Annotated in this window: 23 protein-coding genes; 8 read left to right on the forward strand and 15 right to left on the reverse strand. The window is 57.4% G+C overall.

Annotated features, from left to right (window positions below; translation table 11 throughout):
* Position 1: 1 nt before the first annotated feature.
* A complete protein-coding gene (locus G5332_RS06265; protein ID WP_216961110.1) occupies positions 2 to 751 on the reverse strand; it encodes a substrate-binding periplasmic protein in 750 nt (249 codons plus the stop codon).
* Between the two features lie 193 nt (positions 752 to 944).
* Between G5332_RS06265 and G5332_RS06270 the strand changes: the two genes are divergently transcribed.
* Entirely contained in the window at positions 945 to 1376 is a 432-nt protein-coding gene (locus G5332_RS06270) for a universal stress protein (RefSeq protein ID WP_216952973.1), read from the forward strand.
* A gap of 76 nt (positions 1377 to 1452) precedes the next feature.
* Here G5332_RS06270 and G5332_RS06275 read toward each other — a convergent pair whose 3' ends face one another.
* The 4 genes from G5332_RS06275 to crp all read right to left on the reverse strand — a co-directional run bounded on the left by G5332_RS06275 (position 1453) and on the right by crp (position 5273).
* On the reverse strand, positions 1453 to 2082 hold the full coding sequence (locus G5332_RS06275) for a murein L,D-transpeptidase catalytic domain family protein (protein WP_216952974.1): 630 nt from the start codon (positions 2080 to 2082) through the stop codon (positions 1453 to 1455).
* Positions 2083 to 2258: 176 nt separating this feature from the next.
* The gene (locus tag G5332_RS06280; protein ID WP_227342031.1) at positions 2259 to 3365 is read right to left on the reverse strand and encodes a porin; all 1107 of its coding nucleotides are present in this window, start codon (positions 3363 to 3365) and stop codon (positions 2259 to 2261) included.
* A gap of 343 nt (positions 3366 to 3708) precedes the next feature.
* Positions 3709 to 4509, reverse strand: coding sequence for a putative RNA methyltransferase (locus G5332_RS06285; RefSeq protein ID WP_247823346.1), 801 nt, complete (start codon positions 4507 to 4509; stop codon positions 3709 to 3711).
* 125 nt (positions 4510 to 4634) lie between these two features.
* Positions 4635 to 5273, reverse strand: a complete 639-nt coding sequence (crp, locus tag G5332_RS06290; RefSeq protein WP_005335304.1) for a cAMP-activated global transcriptional regulator CRP — start codon at positions 5271 to 5273, stop codon at positions 4635 to 4637.
* Between the two features lie 300 nt (positions 5274 to 5573).
* Between crp and G5332_RS06295 the strand changes: the two genes are divergently transcribed.
* Both G5332_RS06295 and G5332_RS06300 read left to right on the forward strand, forming a co-directional pair.
* Complete coding sequence (locus tag G5332_RS06295; RefSeq protein ID WP_019446908.1) at positions 5574 to 5978, forward strand: OsmC family protein; 405 nt, start codon at positions 5574 to 5576, stop codon at positions 5976 to 5978.
* Between the two features lie 93 nt (positions 5979 to 6071).
* On the forward strand, positions 6072 to 6368 hold the full coding sequence (locus tag G5332_RS06300; protein ID WP_040067985.1) for an MliC family protein: 297 nt from the start codon (positions 6072 to 6074) through the stop codon (positions 6366 to 6368).
* A gap of 141 nt (positions 6369 to 6509) precedes the next feature.
* On the opposite strand, the gene G5332_RS06305 is transcribed toward G5332_RS06300, so the two are convergent.
* Genes G5332_RS06305 through G5332_RS06315 form a run of 3 tightly spaced genes read right to left on the reverse strand, consistent with a single transcriptional unit; the run spans position 6510 to position 8205 of the window.
* The gene (locus G5332_RS06305) at positions 6510 to 7043 is read right to left on the reverse strand and encodes a DUF4136 domain-containing protein (RefSeq protein WP_421172146.1); all 534 of its coding nucleotides are present in this window, start codon (positions 7041 to 7043) and stop codon (positions 6510 to 6512) included.
* 15 nt (positions 7044 to 7058) lie between these two features.
* Positions 7059 to 7928, reverse strand: coding sequence for a phosphoribulokinase (locus G5332_RS06310; RefSeq protein WP_157162054.1), 870 nt, complete (start codon positions 7926 to 7928; stop codon positions 7059 to 7061).
* 52 nt (positions 7929 to 7980) lie between these two features.
* On the reverse strand, positions 7981 to 8205 hold the full coding sequence (locus tag G5332_RS06315) for a YheU family protein (protein ID WP_216952980.1): 225 nt from the start codon (positions 8203 to 8205) through the stop codon (positions 7981 to 7983).
* A gap of 145 nt (positions 8206 to 8350) precedes the next feature.
* Here G5332_RS06315 and G5332_RS06320 point away from each other — a divergent pair, with 145 nt between their 5' ends.
* The gene (locus tag G5332_RS06320; protein ID WP_227342034.1) at positions 8351 to 9454 is read left to right on the forward strand and encodes a GGDEF domain-containing protein; all 1104 of its coding nucleotides are present in this window, start codon (positions 8351 to 8353) and stop codon (positions 9452 to 9454) included.
* Here the strand turns inward: G5332_RS06320 and G5332_RS06325 are convergent.
* The 3 genes from G5332_RS06325 to G5332_RS06335 all read right to left on the reverse strand — a co-directional run bounded on the left by G5332_RS06325 (position 9433) and on the right by G5332_RS06335 (position 12196).
* On the reverse strand, positions 9433 to 10419 hold the full coding sequence (locus G5332_RS06325; RefSeq protein WP_337072491.1) for a hydrolase: 987 nt from the start codon (positions 10417 to 10419) through the stop codon (positions 9433 to 9435). The two genes, G5332_RS06320 and G5332_RS06325, sit on opposite strands and share 22 nt — an antisense overlap.
* Positions 10420 to 10483: 64 nt before the next feature.
* The gene (locus tag G5332_RS06330; RefSeq protein WP_227342036.1) at positions 10484 to 11383 is read right to left on the reverse strand and encodes a chemotaxis protein; all 900 of its coding nucleotides are present in this window, start codon (positions 11381 to 11383) and stop codon (positions 10484 to 10486) included.
* A 153-nt stretch (positions 11384 to 11536) separates the two neighbouring features.
* Positions 11537 to 12196 (reverse strand): hypothetical protein, encoded by a 660-nt coding sequence (locus G5332_RS06335; RefSeq protein ID WP_421172145.1) that lies wholly within the window; start codon positions 12194 to 12196, stop codon positions 11537 to 11539.
* 39 nt (positions 12197 to 12235) lie between these two features.
* On the opposite strand from G5332_RS06335, the gene G5332_RS06340 reads away from it, so the two are divergent.
* Entirely contained in the window at positions 12236 to 12439 is a 204-nt protein-coding gene (locus tag G5332_RS06340) for a YheV family putative zinc ribbon protein (RefSeq protein ID WP_005335287.1), read from the forward strand.
* Between the two features lie 143 nt (positions 12440 to 12582).
* Complete coding sequence (slyD, locus tag G5332_RS06345) at positions 12583 to 13185, forward strand: peptidylprolyl isomerase (RefSeq protein ID WP_160881135.1); 603 nt, start codon at positions 12583 to 12585, stop codon at positions 13183 to 13185.
* Positions 13186 to 13287: 102 nt separating this feature from the next.
* On the opposite strand, the gene G5332_RS06350 is transcribed toward slyD, so the two are convergent.
* Both G5332_RS06350 and G5332_RS06355 read right to left on the reverse strand, forming a co-directional pair.
* Positions 13288 to 13503: a SlyX family protein gene (locus G5332_RS06350; RefSeq protein WP_216952985.1), complete on the reverse strand. Its 216-nt coding sequence runs from the start codon at positions 13501 to 13503 to the stop codon at positions 13288 to 13290.
* A gap of 14 nt (positions 13504 to 13517) precedes the next feature.
* On the reverse strand, positions 13518 to 14486 hold the full coding sequence (locus G5332_RS06355) for a vegetatible incompatibility protein HET-E-1 (protein WP_043820853.1): 969 nt from the start codon (positions 14484 to 14486) through the stop codon (positions 13518 to 13520).
* 118 nt (positions 14487 to 14604) lie between these two features.
* On the opposite strand from G5332_RS06355, the gene fkpA reads away from it, so the two are divergent.
* Together fkpA and G5332_RS06365 are read left to right on the forward strand one after the other, a co-directional pair.
* Positions 14605 to 15408, forward strand: a complete 804-nt coding sequence (fkpA, locus tag G5332_RS06360; protein WP_216952987.1) for an FKBP-type peptidyl-prolyl cis-trans isomerase — start codon at positions 14605 to 14607, stop codon at positions 15406 to 15408.
* 151 nt (positions 15409 to 15559) lie between these two features.
* Entirely contained in the window at positions 15560 to 16966 is a 1407-nt protein-coding gene (locus G5332_RS06365; protein WP_005335282.1) for a sigma-54-dependent transcriptional regulator, read from the forward strand.
* A 54-nt stretch (positions 16967 to 17020) separates the two neighbouring features.
* Here G5332_RS06365 and G5332_RS06370 read toward each other — a convergent pair whose 3' ends face one another.
* On the reverse strand, positions 17021 to 17890 hold the full coding sequence (locus tag G5332_RS06370) for a hypothetical protein (protein WP_421249376.1): 870 nt from the start codon (positions 17888 to 17890) through the stop codon (positions 17021 to 17023).
* A gap of 113 nt (positions 17891 to 18003) precedes the next feature.
* A complete protein-coding gene (locus tag G5332_RS06375; protein ID WP_005335280.1) occupies positions 18004 to 18339 on the reverse strand; it encodes a hypothetical protein in 336 nt (111 codons plus the stop codon).
* Positions 18340 to 18357: the final 18 nt, after the last annotated feature.

The following is an 18357-nucleotide window of genomic DNA, read 5'->3' on the forward strand; positions in this document are numbered from 1 at the left end:
TTCAGTCTGCAGGACTGGCAGCCACTTTCTGTTCCAGTTCTTCGATAAAACCCTGATAGTAGTCATAGAGCTGATAGTGCTTATAGATCTCTGCCAGACCCCCGCTGCGGATCAACTCAACCATTCCCTTATCCCAGAGCTGTAACATCCGGTTGCCTTGCTGGGTATCGGCAAAAATGGGATAGGTCGGGATCCAGCGCAGGAAGACGCGATGCAGCTCGGGAGGGATAGCCTCATCCACATAGAGCACGCCGGCAGTGAGGTAAAAGCGATATCGCTCTTTACCAAGCAGTTGCAGGGCCAGCTCATCGCTGTCAATTTCATGCCACTGCATGGTGACCGCAATGTACTTGTCGAATGCCCAGCCCCGCCGCCATATCACGGTTTGCCCTTCCAGACTTTTCTCCCCTTGCCACTGGGGTTGCCATTTCTTGAGCATGAACACGGTCAGGTCATCCGCTGATGCCGGATAGCGAGATTGCTGGACGCCGGATACTTCATCGCGATATACCCCCATGGCGATATCTCCCCCTTTTTTTGCAATGACAGCGAGAGCGCGCTTATAGGGCACAATATGGGGGGTTACCTGATAGCCGTGAGGCTGGTAGATGGCTCGCACCAGATCTAGATAGAGGCCTTTGCCATCCTTTTGACAAAAACCGGGCCAATCATCGCAATAAACGTCAATAGACTCTGCCCGGCAATTCGCCGCAGTGAACAGACAACAGAGCAACAGACAGATGCGTAGCATGGTCAGAGCTGGCCTCGCTGGGGCAGAGGAAAAAACACTGATACCCTACTTTATACCATGGCATTGATGGCGACGGCGTACAGAAAAAATCCCTGATGTTCATTTTGCGACAGGGTCGAGAGTTATTTTCAATCTGATGGTTATGATGAACTCAAGATTCAATAGTACCCCAATCAGTAGAGGAGACTGCATTATGCCATCGATCAAAACTCTGCTTTGTCCTGTCGATTTTTCCCAAATGTCCCGGGCGGTACTCGACTATGCCGTATTCATGGCGCAGAGCCATGAGGCCCAGCTCAAGCTGATCCATGTCGTAGACCAACTGCACGGCTTTGACAGTTACAAAATTCTTCATATGACAGCCGTTGAGATCACTCACGAAATGGAGCGTCAGGCCAGAGCCCAACTCAAAGAGCTGATTGCCACCCTGCCTATTCCGGCAACGTTTGATATTCGCTTTGGCAGGGCAGCGGATGAAATCATTATCCAGGCCAAGGAAGACGAGGTTGAACTGATCGTTATGGGGAGTCACGGCCGCTCCGGCATCAGCCATCTGCTGGTAGGCAGCGTTGCCGAATCCGTGGTGCGTCATGCTCCGTGCCCGGTCCTGGTGGTGCGCCAATAACTCGTCCCGTTTAGTGTGAGAGCGTGACAAACAAGGCCAGCGATTGCTGGCCTTGTGTTTTATGGTGTTGTGCCCGTTAGCCGTGGGCGTAGATGACACTGCCCCCTTTTATGGTATCTATGATGGCCCTGGCTTGTTCCTTTGGCAGGGCGGGACAGCCCCAGCTGCGGCCCAGTTTGTCATATTTGCGCAGATGGTTTGGGCTGGCATAGGCGGCGCCATGCACCACGATGGCACGTTTGCGGGCATTGCAGTTTTTGCCGGGGCTGAGCCCATCCAGCCGCAGGGAGTAGCCATGCTTGCCCAAGTAGGTTTCTGCGGTACGATAGACGCCGAGGGAGCTTTGTCGGGAGTTGAGCTGGTTGGAAAAGCGCTCTGCGGCTAGTTCACCTGAGTTGCGGCCATGGCTTACCCAGGTGTGATAAAGCAGTTTGTGACGTTTCATGTCGATGACGAACAGCCTGCGCTGAGTCGAAGGCTTGCTGTAATCAATGATGGTCAGGATGGATTTTTGCTTGCTGCGTACGCTTTGATAGCTAACAAGGGCTTTTTGAAAGGTTTGTCTGTCGAGTTTGCCGGCCAGCCCAAGCTGCTGATAGAGGTTGCGCTCACTACTGGCGGCGCTATTCCCGCTCCAGCCGATGCTCACCAGCAACAGTAACACTGGCCACAGTGGCCCCCACCGTTTTCCGAGTAACTCTGTCATCCCTGCTCCCCTCTTTGCGCATCCTTGCTTGTCCAACGGGCTGAAATTACAGCTATCCGCTCGATAGTTATATGCAAGGTGCTGAAAACGCGCAATAAAAAACCGGCCGCAGAGCGGCCGGAAGAAATTCAAACAGTAGACATTGGTTTCACAGGGTATAACCGACAGTCAACCTTTTAGAAGTTGTACTGCAGGGCGACAGCAACAACGTCGTCGGTGTTCTTGCCCAGAGAGTTGGTGGACTTGCCATCAACAGAGTCAAGCAGGTTCAGCTTGTAGTCAACGTAGGCGTTGAAGTTCTCGGTAAAGTTGTACCAGGCACCGATGGATACGTACTCGGTGTAGGTGTCGTCAATGCCGTGGGCAGTATCTTTGACGTCAGTGCGCAGGTAAGCCAGAGAAGGCTTGAACTTGCCGATGGTGTACTGGGCAACGGCTTCGTAACCATCCATCTTCTCGGCGTAGCCGTTGTTGACGAACAGGTGGTTCTCACCGTGGGAATAGGTTGCCGCCAGATAGAGGTCGCCTGCAGCATATTTGGCACCGAAGCCCATCAGCTTGGCATCTTTCTCGCCGCCAAAGGCTGCGTAGCGGGCCTGTTCGGCAGTTTTGCCAGCCTGGTTGTATGCAGCGCCCAGGCTCAGACCCATATCGAAGTCATAGTTGGCAGAGAAGGCAAAGCCCTCTTTGGAACCAGTGCTGTTCCAGCTCTCACCGTTGTAGAGGTTACCGTTGAAGGACTCGGCAATGGCGCTGCGGCCAGCATTTTGCGGGGTATTGTTACCAGTGAACTGGGCACCCAGAGTCAGACCTTCGTAGTTGAAGATGTACTGAGCCAGACCGTTGGTACGGCCGGTACCGAATACTTCGGTATCTTTGCCCAGGCCATCACCACCCCATTCGGGCAGTACGTCGGTATAGTTGTTTACGGCCTTGGTGAACAGACCATCCTGACGGCCATAACTGAAGGCACCGAAGCGATCGTGCTGGATGCCGGCATAGGCGTAACGCAGTTCATCGTTGTCAGAACCGGAGGTCGGCAGGTTGTATTCGGCAAAGCCGAATGCCTTCATCTCGGGAGCGATCTTGGTCTCGCCAGCAACGTGCAGACGGAAGTAGCTCTGATCTCCTTCGGCGCTGTTGTTGTCAGTGCCGTAGTAGGCACCCTGGGCACGGCCACCGATATCCAGCTTGGTGTCGTTCTGGTTGTAAACGGTAGCAGCGTGGGCGCCACTGGCCAGCAGCAAGCTGGAGATGGCCATAGTCAGTGCAGACTTTTTCATATCCTTATTTCCTCTGATGTAAACACTTCCGAACCTGTGGTCGGTTCTATGGAAATCGGAAAGGGTCCGATAGCCACACGGTAGGCGCTTGAACCTTGACTGGGCCTGAATCTGTCGTCGTTTAATTTGGTGCTGAAGGGCGCTGTTGATACTGGATATGACGTTTTTTGACAGGTTAAAAAGAGATTAAATTCAATGAATTATTCTCTATTGGCTGTTTTGACATTAAAACTGGCCTGACCAATAAGGTCGATGACTCAAGTTGTGAGGCGTATCACGAAGGGGGAGAAGAGTGGCGGGAGGAAAATGGGACAGGAGCACTTGCCGTGCTCCTGTCTGGCGGTCAGCTTGCTTTTTGCCACAGTGTCATCAGCAAATCCTGTTCCAGCTGTGCCGGGCCTTGCTGGATAAAGGCATGGCGCTGTTCGCCGTTGGCGCGCCAGCCGAGACGGCTTGTCTCCAGAATAAAGGCGCGCATGGTCTGATCCATAGAGATAGGAAACTGGCAGCGCTCCTGGCTTACCAGTCGGAGACCGGCAAGCGAGGGCCAGCTTAAAGGGTGTTCCATACTCACCGGATTGAGGCTGACCCGCAGTTGCCACTGATGACGGGGGCCCGGCTGCAGATAGAGCAGATAGCCACCGGGGGCCAGCCAGCTGACCAGCTGCTCGGTCTTGACCTTGAGATCGTTGACCAGCAGCACCTGAGCAGAGCCCGGTTGCAGCGGTGCACGGGCGGGATCGGCAATGACAAACTGGCCGTCCGGCTGCGCTTTTTTGGCGGCAAAGATGGTGTTCTTGGCGATATCAACCCCAGCAAACTGCCAGCCGGGCAGGCGCTCTGCCAGCGCGCGGCAGTAGTAGCCTTCACCACATCCCAGATGAACCAGCTCTTGCGGGGCCAGCGGAGCGAGTAGAGCGGCCATGGCCTCAACCAGCGGCAGTTGGTGGCCGGCTTCTAGGAAATGGTGTTTGGCGCGCATCAGGGCGCGGCTGTCGCTGTCTTTGGGGTTTTTCTTGCCGGGGATGAGATCCAGATAACCTTCCGGTGCCGGATCGAAGTGATGCTTGTTGTCGCAATAGCGCCCCTGGGAGGCTTCATGAAGATGGAGCGGACTGCGGCAGCGGGGACATTGAAGATGCATAGTAACTCTCTGGGCGAATGCCGGAACAGTGAAGGGCGTTCGGGATTATAGGGGAGAGGATCAAAAAAGGCTGCCGTAGCAGCCTTTTTTATCCCAAGGCCTCAGTCAGGCCTGCGGATGGGTTATCAGCGAGTGCCAAATACCACAATGGTCTTGCCGTGAGCAGAGATGAGCTCCTGCTCTTCCAGCATCTTCAGGATGCGGCCCACGGTTTCACGAGAGCAGCCGACGATCTGGCCTATCTCCTGACGGGTGATCTTGATCTGCATGCCATCCGGGTGGGTCATGGCATCCGGCTGTTTGGCCAGGTTGAGCAGGGTCTGGGCGATCCGGCCGGTCACATCCAGGAAGGCGAGGTTACCCACTTTCTGGCTGGTGTGTTGCAGGCGCTTGGCCATCTGGCCAGAGAGACGCATCAGAATGTCCGGGTTGACCTGGATCAGCTGGCGGAACTTCTTGTAGGAGATCTCTGCCACTTCGCAAGAGCCTTTGGCGCGAACCCAAGCGGAGCGCTCGGGGTTCTCGTTCTCCTCGAACATCCCCATCTCGCCCAGGAAGTCACCCTGGTTCAGATAGGAGAGGATCATCTCTTTGCCCTCATCGTCCTTGATCAAGACGGCCACAGTGCCCTTGACGATGTAGTAGAGGGTCTCCGCTTTTTCACCCGCATGGATCAGGGTGCTCTTGGCGGGATACTTATGAATGTGGCAGTGCGACAAGAACCATTCCAGGGTGGGATCGCTTTGCGGTTTGCCAATGACCATGAGAATTCCTCTGTAGTGTCTTTTTATGGACTTGTGCGTCCGGGCAAGCTGCCAATCTTGCCATTCCTTGTATTGGTCGCAGTAGGATAAGAGCCTTTGCCTGTGCTGACAAGGCTTTGCGGGCTTTTGACAGAGCCCTTTGAGTAATGCCTGCTGCGCCGCTTCGGCCATTCTAGGGAAGATAGAGGTCGGAGATGTTGATTTTGATCTATTTCCATCCCAACTCCCCCTGTTCGGCAGAGATAAGCGACTGGGTTATGCTAGGGATCCATCATCATGATTAACAGGAGAGAGTGCGAGATGAAAGCCAAGGTCAGCTGGGTGGAAGGGATGAAGTTTGTGGGTGAGAGTGAATCCGGTCACAAGGTGATCCTGGATGGTGCCAACCCCGGTGAGGGGGCCAGCCCGATGGAGATGATCCTGCTGGCGGTCGGTGGCTGCAGCTCCATTGATGTGGTCTCCATCCTCGAAAAAGCGCGCCAGTCGGTGACCGCATGCCATGTCGATGTCAGTGGCGAACGGGTCGATAGCGTGCCCCGGGTTTTCGAGAAGATTAATCTGCACTTCGTGGTGACAGGCAAGGGATTGGCGGAGAAGCAGGTGGCCAGAGCGGTCGAGCTGTCGATGGAAAAATACTGTTCTGTTTCCCTGATGTTGGAAAAAGCGGTACAAATTACCCATAGTTATCAAATTGTTGAAGCTTGATAACGATAGTTTCGTTGGTACCCTGGCATAAGGCCGTTACGTAAGGCCACTGCACAAGGCCATGACATAAAGCCATTACATAAGGAAAGTGCAATGAAAAAATTGATCGCTCTGCTTCCCCTTTTGGGCCTGGCGGCGTGCAGCAGCCCGCAACCTACCCAGTATCAATACAGCCAATACCAGTGTGGTGAAGAGATGCTGGCCGTTACCTATGATGCCCAGGCTGACATGGTGCAGTTCCCCTATGCCGGGGTTTACCACAAGCTGGCGCGCGTTGAGTCTGAATCTGGCGCCAAATATTCCGACAGCGTCACCACTTTCTGGAATCAGGACAAACAAGCCCTCCTCACCCAGAAAGGGGTCACACTGCTGACCTGTACGCTTAAATAAGTGACCACAGATAGCTGAAGGTGTGCAGCTTTGTGCCCCGGTCTGGCCTAGGCCGGATTGGGTCAAGAGGTTGAGACCACAAAAAACGGCTTGCCGGGAGGCAAGCCGTTTTTCTATCCATCTGTTATCACTAAACAAGCACTAGTTGGTGGGGACGCGATTGAGCAGCTCGGCCGCGAGCTGCTGGCTAAGCGCCTGACGCTGGTTGTCTGCAATGCTCACGTCGCTGGTCAGCTGGATGATGCTGCTCCAGACCGCTTTCTGGGTTTTGCGATCGAGCAGCACGATGGCCAGCGACCCTTTGCGCTGGTTGGCCGAGGCATATACCCCGGGAGTCATGCCAAGACGTGCGAAAATCTCGCCGTCACTCATATCCTTGCCGCCCGCGACGCCGATGGCGACCCACAGATCCGCCTCGTCGAGTGGTGCGCTCTGCCACCCCTTGCCATTGAGCTCCCGGCTTACCGCCTGCTGCATCGGCTCCAGCCACCCTTCCGCCAGCTCACCGGCGAATTGATACTGCTCGGCCAGGGCGTAGCGCGGGGTTGCGCCATAGGTCCAGTTGCCAATCGGACGAACCAGCATGGTGCCGGACTCCAGCGTGGGGGCCGTCGGCCCGCTGCTGCAGCCGCCAAGCAGGGCGGCCAATACCACAGAGATAAACGCTAACCGCATTGTGAACTCCTTGGCTTAAGTGATCTTGCCGGTTTCAAGTAGTTGCTGGATGAGTGGCTTAAGGATCAACTCCATGGCAAACCCCATCTTGCCACCCGGCACGACGATGGTATTCATTCGTGACATGAATGAGCCGTCGATCATCGACAACAGATAGGGAAAATCGACCTGTTTTATGCCGCGAAACCGGATCACCAGCATACTCTCGTCCAGACTCGGGATCACCTTGGCACTGAAGGGATTGGAGGTGTCCACTGTCGGCACCCGTTGGAAGTTGATATGGGTGCGCGAGAACTGCGGGGTGATGAAGTTGATGTAATCATCCATGGAGCGGACTATGGAGTCGGTTACGGCCTCACGGGAGTGGCCGCGCTCCGAGGTATCGCGGATCAGCTTCTGGATCCACTCCAGGTTGACGATGGGCACCACGCCGATGAGAAAGTCCACGTGGCGGGCTACGTTGTGATCCTCAGTGACCACACCACCGTGCAGCCCTTCATAAAACAGCAGGTCAGTGTCGCTCGGCAGATGCTGCCAGGGGGTGAAGGTGCCGGGCATCTGGTTGAAGGGGACCGCCTCGTCAAAGCTGTGCAGATAGCGGCGATACTGGCCGGTGCCATCCTGGCCATAGCCCTGAAAAAAGCTCTCCAGCAAGCCGAAGTCATTGGCCTCGGGGCCAAAATAGCTGATGTGGCGTCCTTGTTCACGCGCCTTGCGGATTGCCACATCCATCTCGGGGCGGGTGTAGCGGTGAAAACTGTCACCTTCCACCACGGCTGCCTGATAACCCAATTGGTGGAACATGGATCGAAAGGCGATGGTGGAGGTAGAGGTACCGGCACCGGACGACCCGGTGACGGCGATAATGGGATGCTTGGCCGACATAGAATGCTCTCTTCCTTGGGAGTTTCGTTATACGGGCGTGAACCCGAGATGGTCAAGACGGCTCGTTGAAACGATCGCGTGGCACAATATTGACCGATTCATGCAACTCGCTATAGACGATCACGGCGATGCCTTGCTGTAATTGAGTCCTTACCATAGCGACTTTGGCTTCAAGCGAAACATCATGTTCGCCATATTCGGTGCCTTCTTGCAGCACAAACTGTTCGATCAGGTTGGTCAGGGTATCGGCATCCAACGCTTGCCAGGGGATTATCATGAAGGGATCTCGATGCAAAAGGGTATAACCGTCAGCTATTGTTGTGCGCAATAAAATGAGTGCAACCTCTTTTTACGCGTTTCGTGGAGTGTGAGACATGTTGTCTGAAGAGCAACGCCGGGCCCCCTCAACGATATCGGCTCACATGGATCTTGCTCGTCGCCAGGCCATCAGTCGCGGCATGGTCTGGTTCTGGTTGCTGAACTGGCTGGTTGTGCTGTTTCTGGCGATACGCTACCAGGTCTACAGCCAGGCAGGCCTGGCCAGTGACGGTACTCTGCCATGGCGCTTTCAGAGTGAGCTGGGCTTTGTCATGGTCGTGCTGCTGCTGCTGCCGGTTGCAGCCCTGCTCTGCAATCATCTGCAGGATCGAGTCTGGCTATGGTGCGCATTGGTCGTAATGCTGGTCTGGGGGGGCGTCTGGACGCTGCATATCTTCACCATTGGTGAAGTTGAGCTGCGGGGAGGGGCAAGCTATGCCAACGGGATCATGCGCCTCAATTTACTGGCTGCGCTGATCGCGTTTTATCCCGACCGACGCGTGTTGTATGCCTATCTCAGTGTACCGTTGCTATTTGGCGTTGCGCGTTTGTGGTGGCTGGAGGTGGATTTTCCGCAGCTTTATCTGCTTGAGGTGGTATGTACCATAATGGCGCTGGAGGTTGGTCGCCGGATGCTGCATCGCTGGTTTGAATTGGCCGTGATGCGTGAGCATGACAATCTGGCCCTGTTGCGGCGCCTCGATGCACTGGCCAAGCAGGATCCACTGACTGGTCTTGCCAATCGGCGCCACTTCAGTCAGGAGCTCGAACGCTGCAAAGCCCATAGTCAGTCGAGCGGCGCCCCGCTTGCCCTTATCCTCATCGATGTGGACTACTTCAAACGCTTTAACGATCACTATGGCCATCAGGCGGGGGATGTCTGCCTGCGGGAGGTGGCGCAGTTGATGATGCGTTCGGTGCGCAGTGAGGCGGATCTGGCCGCCCGTTATGGCGGCGAGGAGTTTGTGTTGCTACTGCCCGATGCCGACAGGCAGAGCGCCGCTGCGGTAGCGCGGCGGCTGCAGGATGGGCTGGCCGAATTGCAGCTTGAGCATCTGGCATCCGATGTTGCCAGTCGGGTGACCATCAGTCAGGGGATCGCGACACTGGAAGGCGGGGAGAGTGGTGAGCAGCTACTGGCGCGGGCCGACCAGGCCCTCTACATGGCCAAGGCTGGGGGGCGCAATCAGTTCTGCACCGCTCCCTGAGTCTGTTCGGCAATCCAGTGACTGATCCGCTCATCCAGCCAGAACTTTGGCCGCCAGGGCGTGCCATGCAGAAAACCGACATGGCCGCCGCGCTTGCTCAGCTCATAGCGCACCGTGGGCGAGAGTTGATCCGGCCGGGGAATGACCGCGTGTGACATAAAGGGATCGTCGGCGGCGTGGATAACCAGGGTCGGGATCGGGATCTGGCGCAGCATGGGCAGGCCGGAGCAGCTCTGGTAGTAGTGGCTGGCGCTGTGAAAGCCGTGCAGCGGAGCGGTGACCAGTTCGTCAAAATCACGCAGGGTGGCAATCTGCTCCACTTGCCGGGGCTGCCAGCGTTCACTCGCTTTCTGCTGTTGGCTGATCTTGCTGAGCAAATTGCGGCGCATGGTACGCAGCAGATAGTTCTGATAGACCTTTGAGAAACCCTGATTGACCCGTTCGGCACAGCTGGCCAGTTGCAGCGGGGCCGAGACTACCACTGCCGCTTTCAATGCCGCAGGACAGGCCCGTGCCAGCAAGTTGACCAGCATATTGCCACCCAGTGAAAAGCCGATGGCGATCAGCGGTTTGCCCGGGAAGCGTTGGCTCAGCTCGGCAATCAGCTCCTGCGCATCACCGATGGCGCCGGAGTGATAGGCATGCAGGTGGCGATTGGGCTCGCCGCTGCAGCCACGAAAGTGCATCAGCACGGCCTCTCTGCCCTCTTGCTGCAGATGGGTGAATAATCCCTTGGCATAGTGGGAGTGAATGCTCCCCTCCAGCCCGTGAAAGACCACCACCAGTGGTCGCGAATCTGTCGTGATCTCGCCGCTCCAGGCGAGATCGACAAAATCCCCGTCAGTCAGTTCGAAGCGCTCGGCAACAAATCGGGCCGGAGTCCGGCGCAGCCATTTGGGCAATATGGTCTGCAGATGAGGATTGCGGGCCCACCAGGGGGCGTGGAAGTGGCTTTCGGTCAGCATGGCGTCGTCGGTCTGGGTCGAAGATAGAGGGGCGAGAGGTGTTCAGCTCCCGCCAGTCATTGGCTTATTTCAGCAGGCGATCGTGATGTTCGGCACCGCGCAACATGGCCTGGATCAGCTCGTTGGCCTCGAACTTGGTCAGCGCCTCATGGGCGCCCACCTGATGGGCCCGCTCCACACTGATCTCGCTGGAGAGGGAGGTGTGCAGGATGATGTAGGCCCCCGCCAGTTTGCTGTCGCTCTGTACCTCGAAGGCCAGCTCGTAGCCATCGAGCCCAGGCATCTCGATATCGCTCACCAGAATATCGATGGGGGTCTGCTGGCTGGCACGTTGTTGCATCAGGGTCAGTGCGTCCTTGCCATTGGTACAGACCTCATAAGGGATATTGATGTAATCGAGGGCTGCCATCAGCTGGCGACGGGCGACCGAGGAGTCATCAACCAGCAGGATCCGCATCGGCTTGATCCGCTCCCGCTGCACATCGGTCAGCACCGGATAGAGGTGGCTCGGATCGTCCGGATAGACCCGGGAGAGGATCAGCTCCACATCCAGCAGCTGGATCAGCTGGTCATTGACCCGGGTGACACCAGTCACAAACACATTGTGGCCGAGGGCGGCGGGAGGTGACTCGATATCGCGCCAGTTGCACTCGGTGATCTTGTCGATGCCTCGCACCAGAAAGCCCACCAGGGTGCGGCGGCAATCGGTGATGATGATAAAGCAGTGGGGCATCTCCTCCTTGCTGATGGGGCGATAACCCACCGCCATCGCCATGTCGATCACCGGAATGGTGGCGCCGCGCATATTGGCGGCCCCCAGCACGGTCGGATGCGAGTGCGGCATGGCGGTCAGCTGGGTGTAAGGGACTATCTCCTTTACCTTGAGGGTGCCTATGGCAAAGGATTGCTGGGCTGAAAGGTGAAACAGCAACATGCCCTGGGATTGATTGGCTTTGCTCGTCATGGCAGATGTCCTGTTGGTCGAAAGGTTGGCAGTCACTTCAGGCCTTTAGCATAAAGGATTACGGGGGGGATGGCCCTTCCTTGTTAACGACCATCTGGCAAAAAACTGGACTCGTTCAGCCAATTTAGTTGGCGCATTCATACCTGTGTCCGGTTATTGAGCTCCATCTTCGCCAACACCCCACAGCTGGCAGGTCGCTTGTAATGCGGCCTCATCGGCATAACCCAGCTTGCTGGCCACCTGCGCGGGTTTGCTGCCGCCCTTGAGCAATCTGAGCGCCTGCAGCAGTTGCCACTGTTGTTGCAATTCACTCCCTTCCACCGGCACATCGGCTTGTTGTGCCCACAGTTGCAGAGACTCCGGCTGGCCATTGGCCAGCGCTTGCCAACAGGCTTGCAGCTTACCGTAACCCTGCTGGCTGATGGCGCACTGTTGCAGCTCATCCAGGATCACCTGCAGTCGCTGACCGTAGGCCCCTTGCCACTCTTTTGGACGTTGCCACCGGGCAAGCGAGTCGAGCAGGGCATCGAGCAGAGGCGTGGCCTGCAGCCAGCCAGCCTGCTGCGGCTGAGCCACGCGCAAAGAGACGCTCAGCTGATCGTACTCGCAACCGCTGAGGGGGCTGAAGGCAGCGAGGGCATCGGCGCAGAGCCAGAAGCTGCTGCCTGCCGGCAGCAATAGCTCATGTTGGCCCAGTCTCAGCAGCGCGGCGCCCCGGGTGATCCGCAACAGCTGCCCGACCGGAGTTCGTTTGCGATTGCCGGCGTGCAGGCCCTGGCAGGAAAAATGGTGATATTCGATGGCGTGATGCATGTAAAAACCCTGATATGATGCTGCCTGGAGGTAACAAATATGGAAACCAGACGTAAAAAGCGCTTCATTGCCGGTGCAGTCTGCCCGGCGTGCGGCAAGTTGGACAACATGATGCTGTATCTGGAGCATGGAGTCGAGAAGGTGACCTGCGTCGCCTGTGGCGATACCCAGGTACAAACGCCTGCCGAGGTCGACAAGCAGACTCGCGAGGCGGAAGAGGTGATCGGGGTGTTTCGCCCCTGATGTGGCAACGGCGGGTGGAGTGCGGGTCTCCTCGCTGACGCTGTTGCCGTTTTTTTCGTCACTCCGTGGCGCCGCACGGCATATGCGCGGCCCGCTTTTTAGGGTATTCTGAGCCCGTTTTTTTCTATCCGCAGGATCCTGACATGAAAGTAGCTCCTCTGAGCGTGGTTACGCTGGAATACACAGTCACCGACGAGCACGGTGAAGTCATCGACAGCACTGTCGGCAAAGAGCCGCTGGTCTATCTGCACGGCACCCGTTACCTGGTCTCTGGCCTGGAAGCCGAGCTGGAAGGTCGCGCGGTAGGTGAAGCCTTCGAAGTGACTCTGGCACCGAGCCAGGCCTACGGCGAATATGACGAGACACTGGTACAAGAAGTACCGGGCGAGCTGTTCGACGGCATGGAAGTCTCCGAAGGGGATACTTTTGTGGCTGAAACCGACGATGGTCACCGTCCGGTGACCGTGGTTGAAGTGTCCGAAGAGTTCGTCAAAGTGGATGGCAACCATCCGCTGGCAGGCGTAACCCTGGGCTTCAAGGTCGAGATCAAGGACGTGCGTGCCGCCACTGCCGAAGAGCTGGCCCACGGCCACGTTCACGGTGCCGGTGGTTGCGGTCACGATCACGGTCATGACCACGATCACGGCGGCTGCTGTGGTGGTCATGGTCACGACCACGATGAGGATCACGGCCACGGCGGCTGCTGCGGTGGCGGCGGTTGTGGTGGCAAGGGCCATCACCACTGATCACGGCCATGCCGATGATAAAAAAACCCGCGTGAACGCGGGTTTTTTTTATTGGCTGACAGCTATGCCAAGCCATGTTGCCTGACCAGAGATGGCACCGGATCAGTAGTGCGGCGGCGGGGTCTCTTCGGCCATGCTGGCAATCTGGCTGGGCTGTACGCTTTGCAGTTTGTCGATCAGCAGCTGGATCTGGTATTTGAGTCGATCGATTTCACGGCCCTGGGTGGTTACCTCGTCGTTGAGCTGCTCTATGGTGTACTCCGCATAGGCGAGACGGGTTTCCAGGGTTTCGATGCGATCGTTAAGTTGCTGACTCATGGGCCTTCGGGTCCTTACTTGATTGTCCAGATTTCGGCCAGACCACTGGAGCTGGCACTGACAAGGTGGCTATTGTCGCGCAAAGCGACGCCGTAGACTACTGCGCTGGGCGGTTTCACCTTGGGTTGCGGCGAGACGCGCCAGCTCTGCAGCAGGGCACCATCGCTCACTTGCCACAGGGAGAGCTGACGGGAAGGGGCGCCGGTGATGAGCCACTTGCCATCGTTGGCAAAGCGGGCGCTGGTGTAGACCTCGAAGCGGTGATCATATTGCAGTTGACTCACCTCCTTGCCGGTTTTCAGATCCCAGATGCTGGCCCGGCTGCTGTCGGCGGTGAAGGCGTAGCGGCCGCTCGGCTCCAGTCTGGCCATGATCACCCGGCCACCATGGTTGAACCGCCAGATCACCTGCCCGCTACGGGTATCCCACAGATAGGCGCTGTAGTCGTTGCCGCCGGTCAGGGCGTAGCGACCGTTGGCGGAGAGATCCACCGTATTGACCTGTTCGGTGTGCCCCAGAAACTGCAGGCGACGGCCGCTTCGGGTGTCGAGCCACTCGGCCTTGCCATCTTCCCGCCCGATCAGCACATAACGACCGTCGGCAGAGAGCGCGATGTCCCTCAGCCTGGATTCAGGAAGTGAGTAGTAGCCTTGTGATTGCCCGTCGCTCAGCCGCCAGGTTGCAAAGGTGTCGGGGGTGGCGGTGACGGCATGGCTGTTGCCTTCGGAAAAGCGGGTAATGAATACCAGATCATCCGCCGAGTCGGATTGCTTCCAGCGCCAGCGTTGACGGTTCTGTTCCAGATCCCAGACGATGATGCCCTGGCTGATGCTGGAGACGATGGCTTGCTTGCCATCACTGGAGAGATCTGCGGTCAGCAGACCCGTGCTGGCGAGGGTCATTTGCTGGTTGGGTTGGGAGCTCTGCTCGCAACCGGTGAGCATTAAACAGAGGCTCACCAGATAAATGGCACTTTTTATCATTTTTGCGGTCTCACGCTTTTGTTACCTGCGATCACGGCGTTAGTATAAGGCGCTTATCACGATAAACCTCTCATTTCACGATGGAACCGAGAGCGGTATTTGGAGTTTGGAGAAACTGATGAACAAATTTCTGAAGGTGTCCCTGTTGGCGGCGGCCGTTGCCGTCGGTCTGACTGCTTGCCAAAAAGACGAGAAGCCTGCTGCGGCCAATACCGCCGAAGTGAAGGCAGAAGCCAGCAAGCCGGCAGAGGCGACCAAGGCCGAAGCCAAGAGCTTTGAAGAGCAATCTGGCTACGCAATTGGCCTCTCCATGGGTCGTTACATCGCCAATACCCTGGAGCGTCAGCAGGAACTGGGCATCAAACTGGACAACGCCGTGATCCTGAAAGGGGTGACTGACGGTCTGGGCAAAGAAGCCAAGATGACTGATGAAGAGATCCAGAAGGTACTGCAGGATTACGACGCCAAGATCAACGAGCTGACCAAGGCCAAGGCCGAGAAAGACGCCGTTGAGAATCTGAAGAAGGGCGAAGAGTTCCTGGCTGCCAACGCCAAGAAAGAGGGTGTGAAGAGCACGGAATCCGGCCTGCAATACGTGGTCGAGAAGATGGGCTCTGGCGCCAAGCCGAAATCTACCGATATCGTCAAGGTTCACTACACCGGTACCCTGACCGACGGCACCAAGTTCGACAGCTCCGTCGATCGCGGCGAGCCGGCTACCTTCCCGCTCAACCAGGTTATCCCGGGTTGGACTGAAGGTGTTCAGCTGATGCCGGTTGGCTCCAAGTTCAAGTTCTTCCTGCCGTCCAAGCTGGCTTATGGCGAGCACGGTGCAGGCTCCATCCCGGCGAACGCCGTGCTGGTGTTTGACGTTGAGCTGCTGGCTATCGAGAAGCCGACTGCAGACGACGCCAAGAAGTAATCCCTTCTTGTAGTTAAAAACGGCTCCTTAAGGAGCCGTTTTTACTTGTGTATTCCCTGCAATCGCGGGATAACAGAGCTGTCTTGGCGTTGGGTTTGCGCGCGAAAATAAGGCAAAATAGATCGCAGAATCAAATACAAGGATGAGTCCAGTGGCTGAAAATAAATCGCGTGTCCTGCTGGTGGAAGATACCCGTAGTCTGGCGGTGGTCTATGAACAGTACCTGCGCCAGGAGGGGTATGAGGTGGTGCTGGCCGATTGTGGTCAGCAGGCGTTGGCGCAGTTGCTGGCAAGTCCTCCCCCCGTGGTGCTGCTGGATCTGGAGCTGCCGGATATGTCCGGTATGGATATTCTGCAGATGATCACCGAACAGCAGTTGCCCTGCTCGGTGGTGGTGATCACCGCCCACGGCTCGGTGGATGTGGCGGTGGAGGCGATGCGCCTCGGTGCCTTCGATTTTCTGACCAAGCCGTTTGACAGTAAGCGGCTCTGCGCCACCGTTCGCAATGCCTTGAAACACCAGCAGTTGAGCTCGCTGGTTGCCCACTATCGGGAGAACTTCGAGCGTAGCTCCTTCTTCGGCTTTATCGGTGCCTCCATGTCGATGCAGGCGGTCTATCGCATCATCGAGAGCGCTGCGCCCAGCAAGGCGACCGTCTTTATCACTGGCGAAAGCGGCACCGGCAAAGAGGTGTGTGCCGAGGCGATTCACCAGTGCAGTCCCCGCAGCGAACAGCCCTTTATTGCCCTCAACTGCGCCGCCATTCCCCACGATTTGATGGAGAGCGAGATCTTCGGTCATGTGAAGGGCTCTTTTACCGGCGCCCAGGGGGATCGCAAGGGGGCGGCCAGTCTGGCCGATGGTGGCACCCTGTTTCTCGACGAGATCTGCGAGATGGACCTGGATCTGCAGAGCAAGCTGCTGCGCTTCATCCAGACCGGCACAGTGCAGCGAGTCGGCAGCGGCAAGCTCGAGACGGTGGATGTGCGCTTTATCTGCGCCACCAACCGGGATCCGCTGGTGGAGGTGAAAGCGGGCCGTTTTCGCGAGGATCTCTACTATCGGCTCCACGTCATTCCCCTCACTCTGCCGCCGCTGCGGGAGAGGGGCGAGGATATCCTGCTGCTGGCGCGTACCCTGTTGCAGAGCTACGCCAAGGAGGAGAACAAACGCTTCAAGGATTTCGATGTCGAGGCGGCGCGAGTGCTGCTCGACTACCCCTGGCCTGGCAACGTACGCGAGCTGCAAAACGTGGTGCGCAATATCGTGGTGCTCAACGATAAGGAGTTGGTGAGCCCGGATATTCTGCCGCCACCACTCAATGGAGTTCGTCCCCAGTTGCCGGCTGCGATTGCGGCAGCGGTGACATCGGCTCCGGCCACCACCGGGGTGGCCAACGGGCCAATTCGTCCGCTCTGGCTGGTGGAGAAAGAGGTGATCGAACAGGCCATCGCCAGCTGTGATGGCAATATTCCCAAGGCGGCGGCCCTGCTCGAGATCAGCCCCTCCACCATTTACCGTAAAAAGCAGGGGTGGGAGGAGTCCAATCGGGCCTGAACCATCTTGCCAGCAGAAAGGGCGGCTAGCGTGCTGCCCTTTCTATTTTGGGGATCAGAGTTTGGCGAGGCGCTTGAGGCGGGCCAGTCGCTCCCCCTCGTTGGCGCTGAACCAGCGGTCCTGTGACAGCAGAAACCAGGCGCGGGAAAAGTATTCCGCGGCCAGCGGATCGTCGAGTACCAAAGCATTCTCCCCCAGCTCCTCGAACAGATAACCATCCTCAGGTTCGCCTGCCTCGGCCATATCAACCTTGAGTTGGTGCAGCTCTGCCAGCGCCTGCTGGTGCTGACCCTGGGCCCGGGTCAGGCGAGCCAGACTCCAGCGAGCGATAAACGCCTTGGCCGGCTGGTTATGCTGCAGATGCCAGGCCAGACACTTCTGCTGCTGGATTTTCGCCTCCTCAAAGCGACCCAGTTCGAACAGAGTCCAGCCCTGATTGTTGTAAAGGGGGGCCAGCCAGCCACGTACCTTCTCGTCACTGCTGCGCTCCGCCAGCTCCATCGCCAGTTGATGCCAGCGGCTCTGCTCTTCCAGCGGTGCGGCGATGGCGATCATGTGAGCGGCGTCGATGGCAAGATAGGTCTCCTTCTCCTTGAGCCCCCATTGCCAGGCTTGTTCAAACAGCGGTTTGGCACTGGCTTTGTCGCCCGCCGAGTTAAAGGTGCGGCCTCGTTCCAGCAGAGCCCGGATCCGGGCTCTGGGGGTTGTATCTGTGAGGCGAGGCGCTATCTCGTCGAGCAGCTGGTGGGCTTCGGCAAACTGGCGCTGCAGTGAATGGGTGCGGGCAATTTGGGTCAGCAACTCCAGTTCGAGTTGCAGGTCGGCGGCGGCACGCGCTTCGGGAAGAAGGGTGTGAAAACGCAGGGCACTGGCGGCGGGATCCTGATAATCCCACAGCGCCATGAAATCGGGCGGATTGTCCATTTGGCCTCCTTGCTGGTTATCCTGTCACCAAGATGCCTGCAGGCCATTGTTTGTACAAGGGGGGCACGTCACAGAGCGCCCCTTGCATCATGCTAACGGCTGTGGCCGGTTGGTCAGTAGACCATGGCCAGGCTCATCAGCATCAGACCGAGGGCGGCAAAGGCCCCCTCCTTGATGGCGAGCCGTGGCACCAGCGCCTTGGGTAGGGCCGGAAACAGGCTCAGGGCAAAGCCAAGCCCCGGCATCAACCAGTGGAATGCCGGATCGCGCAGGGTGGGATCGGCGGCACCGTTGATGATGATCAGCAAAATAAACAGGGTGAAGGCGGGGAGGATAAACCAGCGTACCCCGCCGGCGGCGACCGCTCGCAGCGGCGAAATGCGATAGAGCAGCATGGTCACAAGGAACAGTACAAAAGGGGCCAGCAGATAGAGCGGAGCGGGGTTCATAACATCTTTCCTGAAAAC

The organism is Aeromonas sp. 603757 (genome assembly GCF_049171255.1).
Taxonomy (GTDB): Bacteria; Pseudomonadota; Gammaproteobacteria; order Enterobacterales; family Aeromonadaceae; genus Aeromonas; species Aeromonas veronii_A.

What these genes read in the sequence shown, in the direction of transcription:
- G5332_RS06265 (WP_216961110.1), bottom strand. Translation starts at nt 751, where the DNA reads ATGCTACGCATCTGTCTGTTGCTCTGTTGTCTGTTCACTGCGGCGAAT.
- G5332_RS06270 (WP_216952973.1), top strand. Translation starts at nt 945, where the DNA reads ATGCCATCGATCAAAACTCTGCTTTGTCCTGTCGATTTTTCCCAAATG.
- G5332_RS06275 (WP_216952974.1), bottom strand. Translation starts at nt 2,082, where the DNA reads ATGACAGAGTTACTCGGAAAACGGTGGGGGCCACTGTGGCCAGTGTTA.
- G5332_RS06280 (WP_227342031.1), bottom strand. Translation starts at nt 3,365, where the DNA reads ATGAAAAAGTCTGCACTGACTATGGCCATCTCCAGCTTGCTGCTGGCC.
- G5332_RS06285 (WP_247823346.1), bottom strand. Translation starts at nt 4,509, where the DNA reads ATGCATCTTCAATGTCCCCGCTGCCGCAGTCCGCTCCATCTTCATGAA.
- crp (WP_005335304.1), bottom strand. Translation starts at nt 5,273, where the DNA reads ATGGTCATTGGCAAACCGCAAAGCGATCCCACCCTGGAATGGTTCTTG.
- G5332_RS06295 (WP_019446908.1), top strand. Translation starts at nt 5,574, where the DNA reads ATGAAAGCCAAGGTCAGCTGGGTGGAAGGGATGAAGTTTGTGGGTGAG.
- G5332_RS06300 (WP_040067985.1), top strand. Translation starts at nt 6,072, where the DNA reads ATGAAAAAATTGATCGCTCTGCTTCCCCTTTTGGGCCTGGCGGCGTGC.
- G5332_RS06305 (WP_421172146.1), bottom strand. Translation starts at nt 7,043, where the DNA reads ATGCGGTTAGCGTTTATCTCTGTGGTATTGGCCGCCCTGCTTGGCGGC.
- G5332_RS06310 (WP_157162054.1), bottom strand. Translation starts at nt 7,928, where the DNA reads ATGTCGGCCAAGCATCCCATTATCGCCGTCACCGGGTCGTCCGGTGCC.
- G5332_RS06315 (WP_216952980.1), bottom strand. Translation starts at nt 8,205, where the DNA reads ATGATAATCCCCTGGCAAGCGTTGGATGCCGATACCCTGACCAACCTG.
- G5332_RS06320 (WP_227342034.1), top strand. Translation starts at nt 8,351, where the DNA reads ATGGATCTTGCTCGTCGCCAGGCCATCAGTCGCGGCATGGTCTGGTTC.
- G5332_RS06325 (WP_337072491.1), bottom strand. Translation starts at nt 10,419, where the DNA reads ATGCTGACCGAAAGCCACTTCCACGCCCCCTGGTGGGCCCGCAATCCT.
- G5332_RS06330 (WP_227342036.1), bottom strand. Translation starts at nt 11,383, where the DNA reads ATGACGAGCAAAGCCAATCAATCCCAGGGCATGTTGCTGTTTCACCTT.
- G5332_RS06335 (WP_421172145.1), bottom strand. Translation starts at nt 12,196, where the DNA reads ATGCATCACGCCATCGAATATCACCATTTTTCCTGCCAGGGCCTGCAC.
- G5332_RS06340 (WP_005335287.1), top strand. Translation starts at nt 12,236, where the DNA reads ATGGAAACCAGACGTAAAAAGCGCTTCATTGCCGGTGCAGTCTGCCCG.
- slyD (WP_160881135.1), top strand. Translation starts at nt 12,583, where the DNA reads ATGAAAGTAGCTCCTCTGAGCGTGGTTACGCTGGAATACACAGTCACC.
- G5332_RS06350 (WP_216952985.1), bottom strand. Translation starts at nt 13,503, where the DNA reads ATGAGTCAGCAACTTAACGATCGCATCGAAACCCTGGAAACCCGTCTC.
- G5332_RS06355 (WP_043820853.1), bottom strand. Translation starts at nt 14,486, where the DNA reads ATGATAAAAAGTGCCATTTATCTGGTGAGCCTCTGTTTAATGCTCACC.
- fkpA (WP_216952987.1), top strand. Translation starts at nt 14,605, where the DNA reads ATGAACAAATTTCTGAAGGTGTCCCTGTTGGCGGCGGCCGTTGCCGTC.
- G5332_RS06370 (WP_421249376.1), bottom strand. Translation starts at nt 17,890, where the DNA reads ATGGACAATCCGCCCGATTTCATGGCGCTGTGGGATTATCAGGATCCC.
- G5332_RS06375 (WP_005335280.1), bottom strand. Translation starts at nt 18,339, where the DNA reads ATGAACCCCGCTCCGCTCTATCTGCTGGCCCCTTTTGTACTGTTCCTT.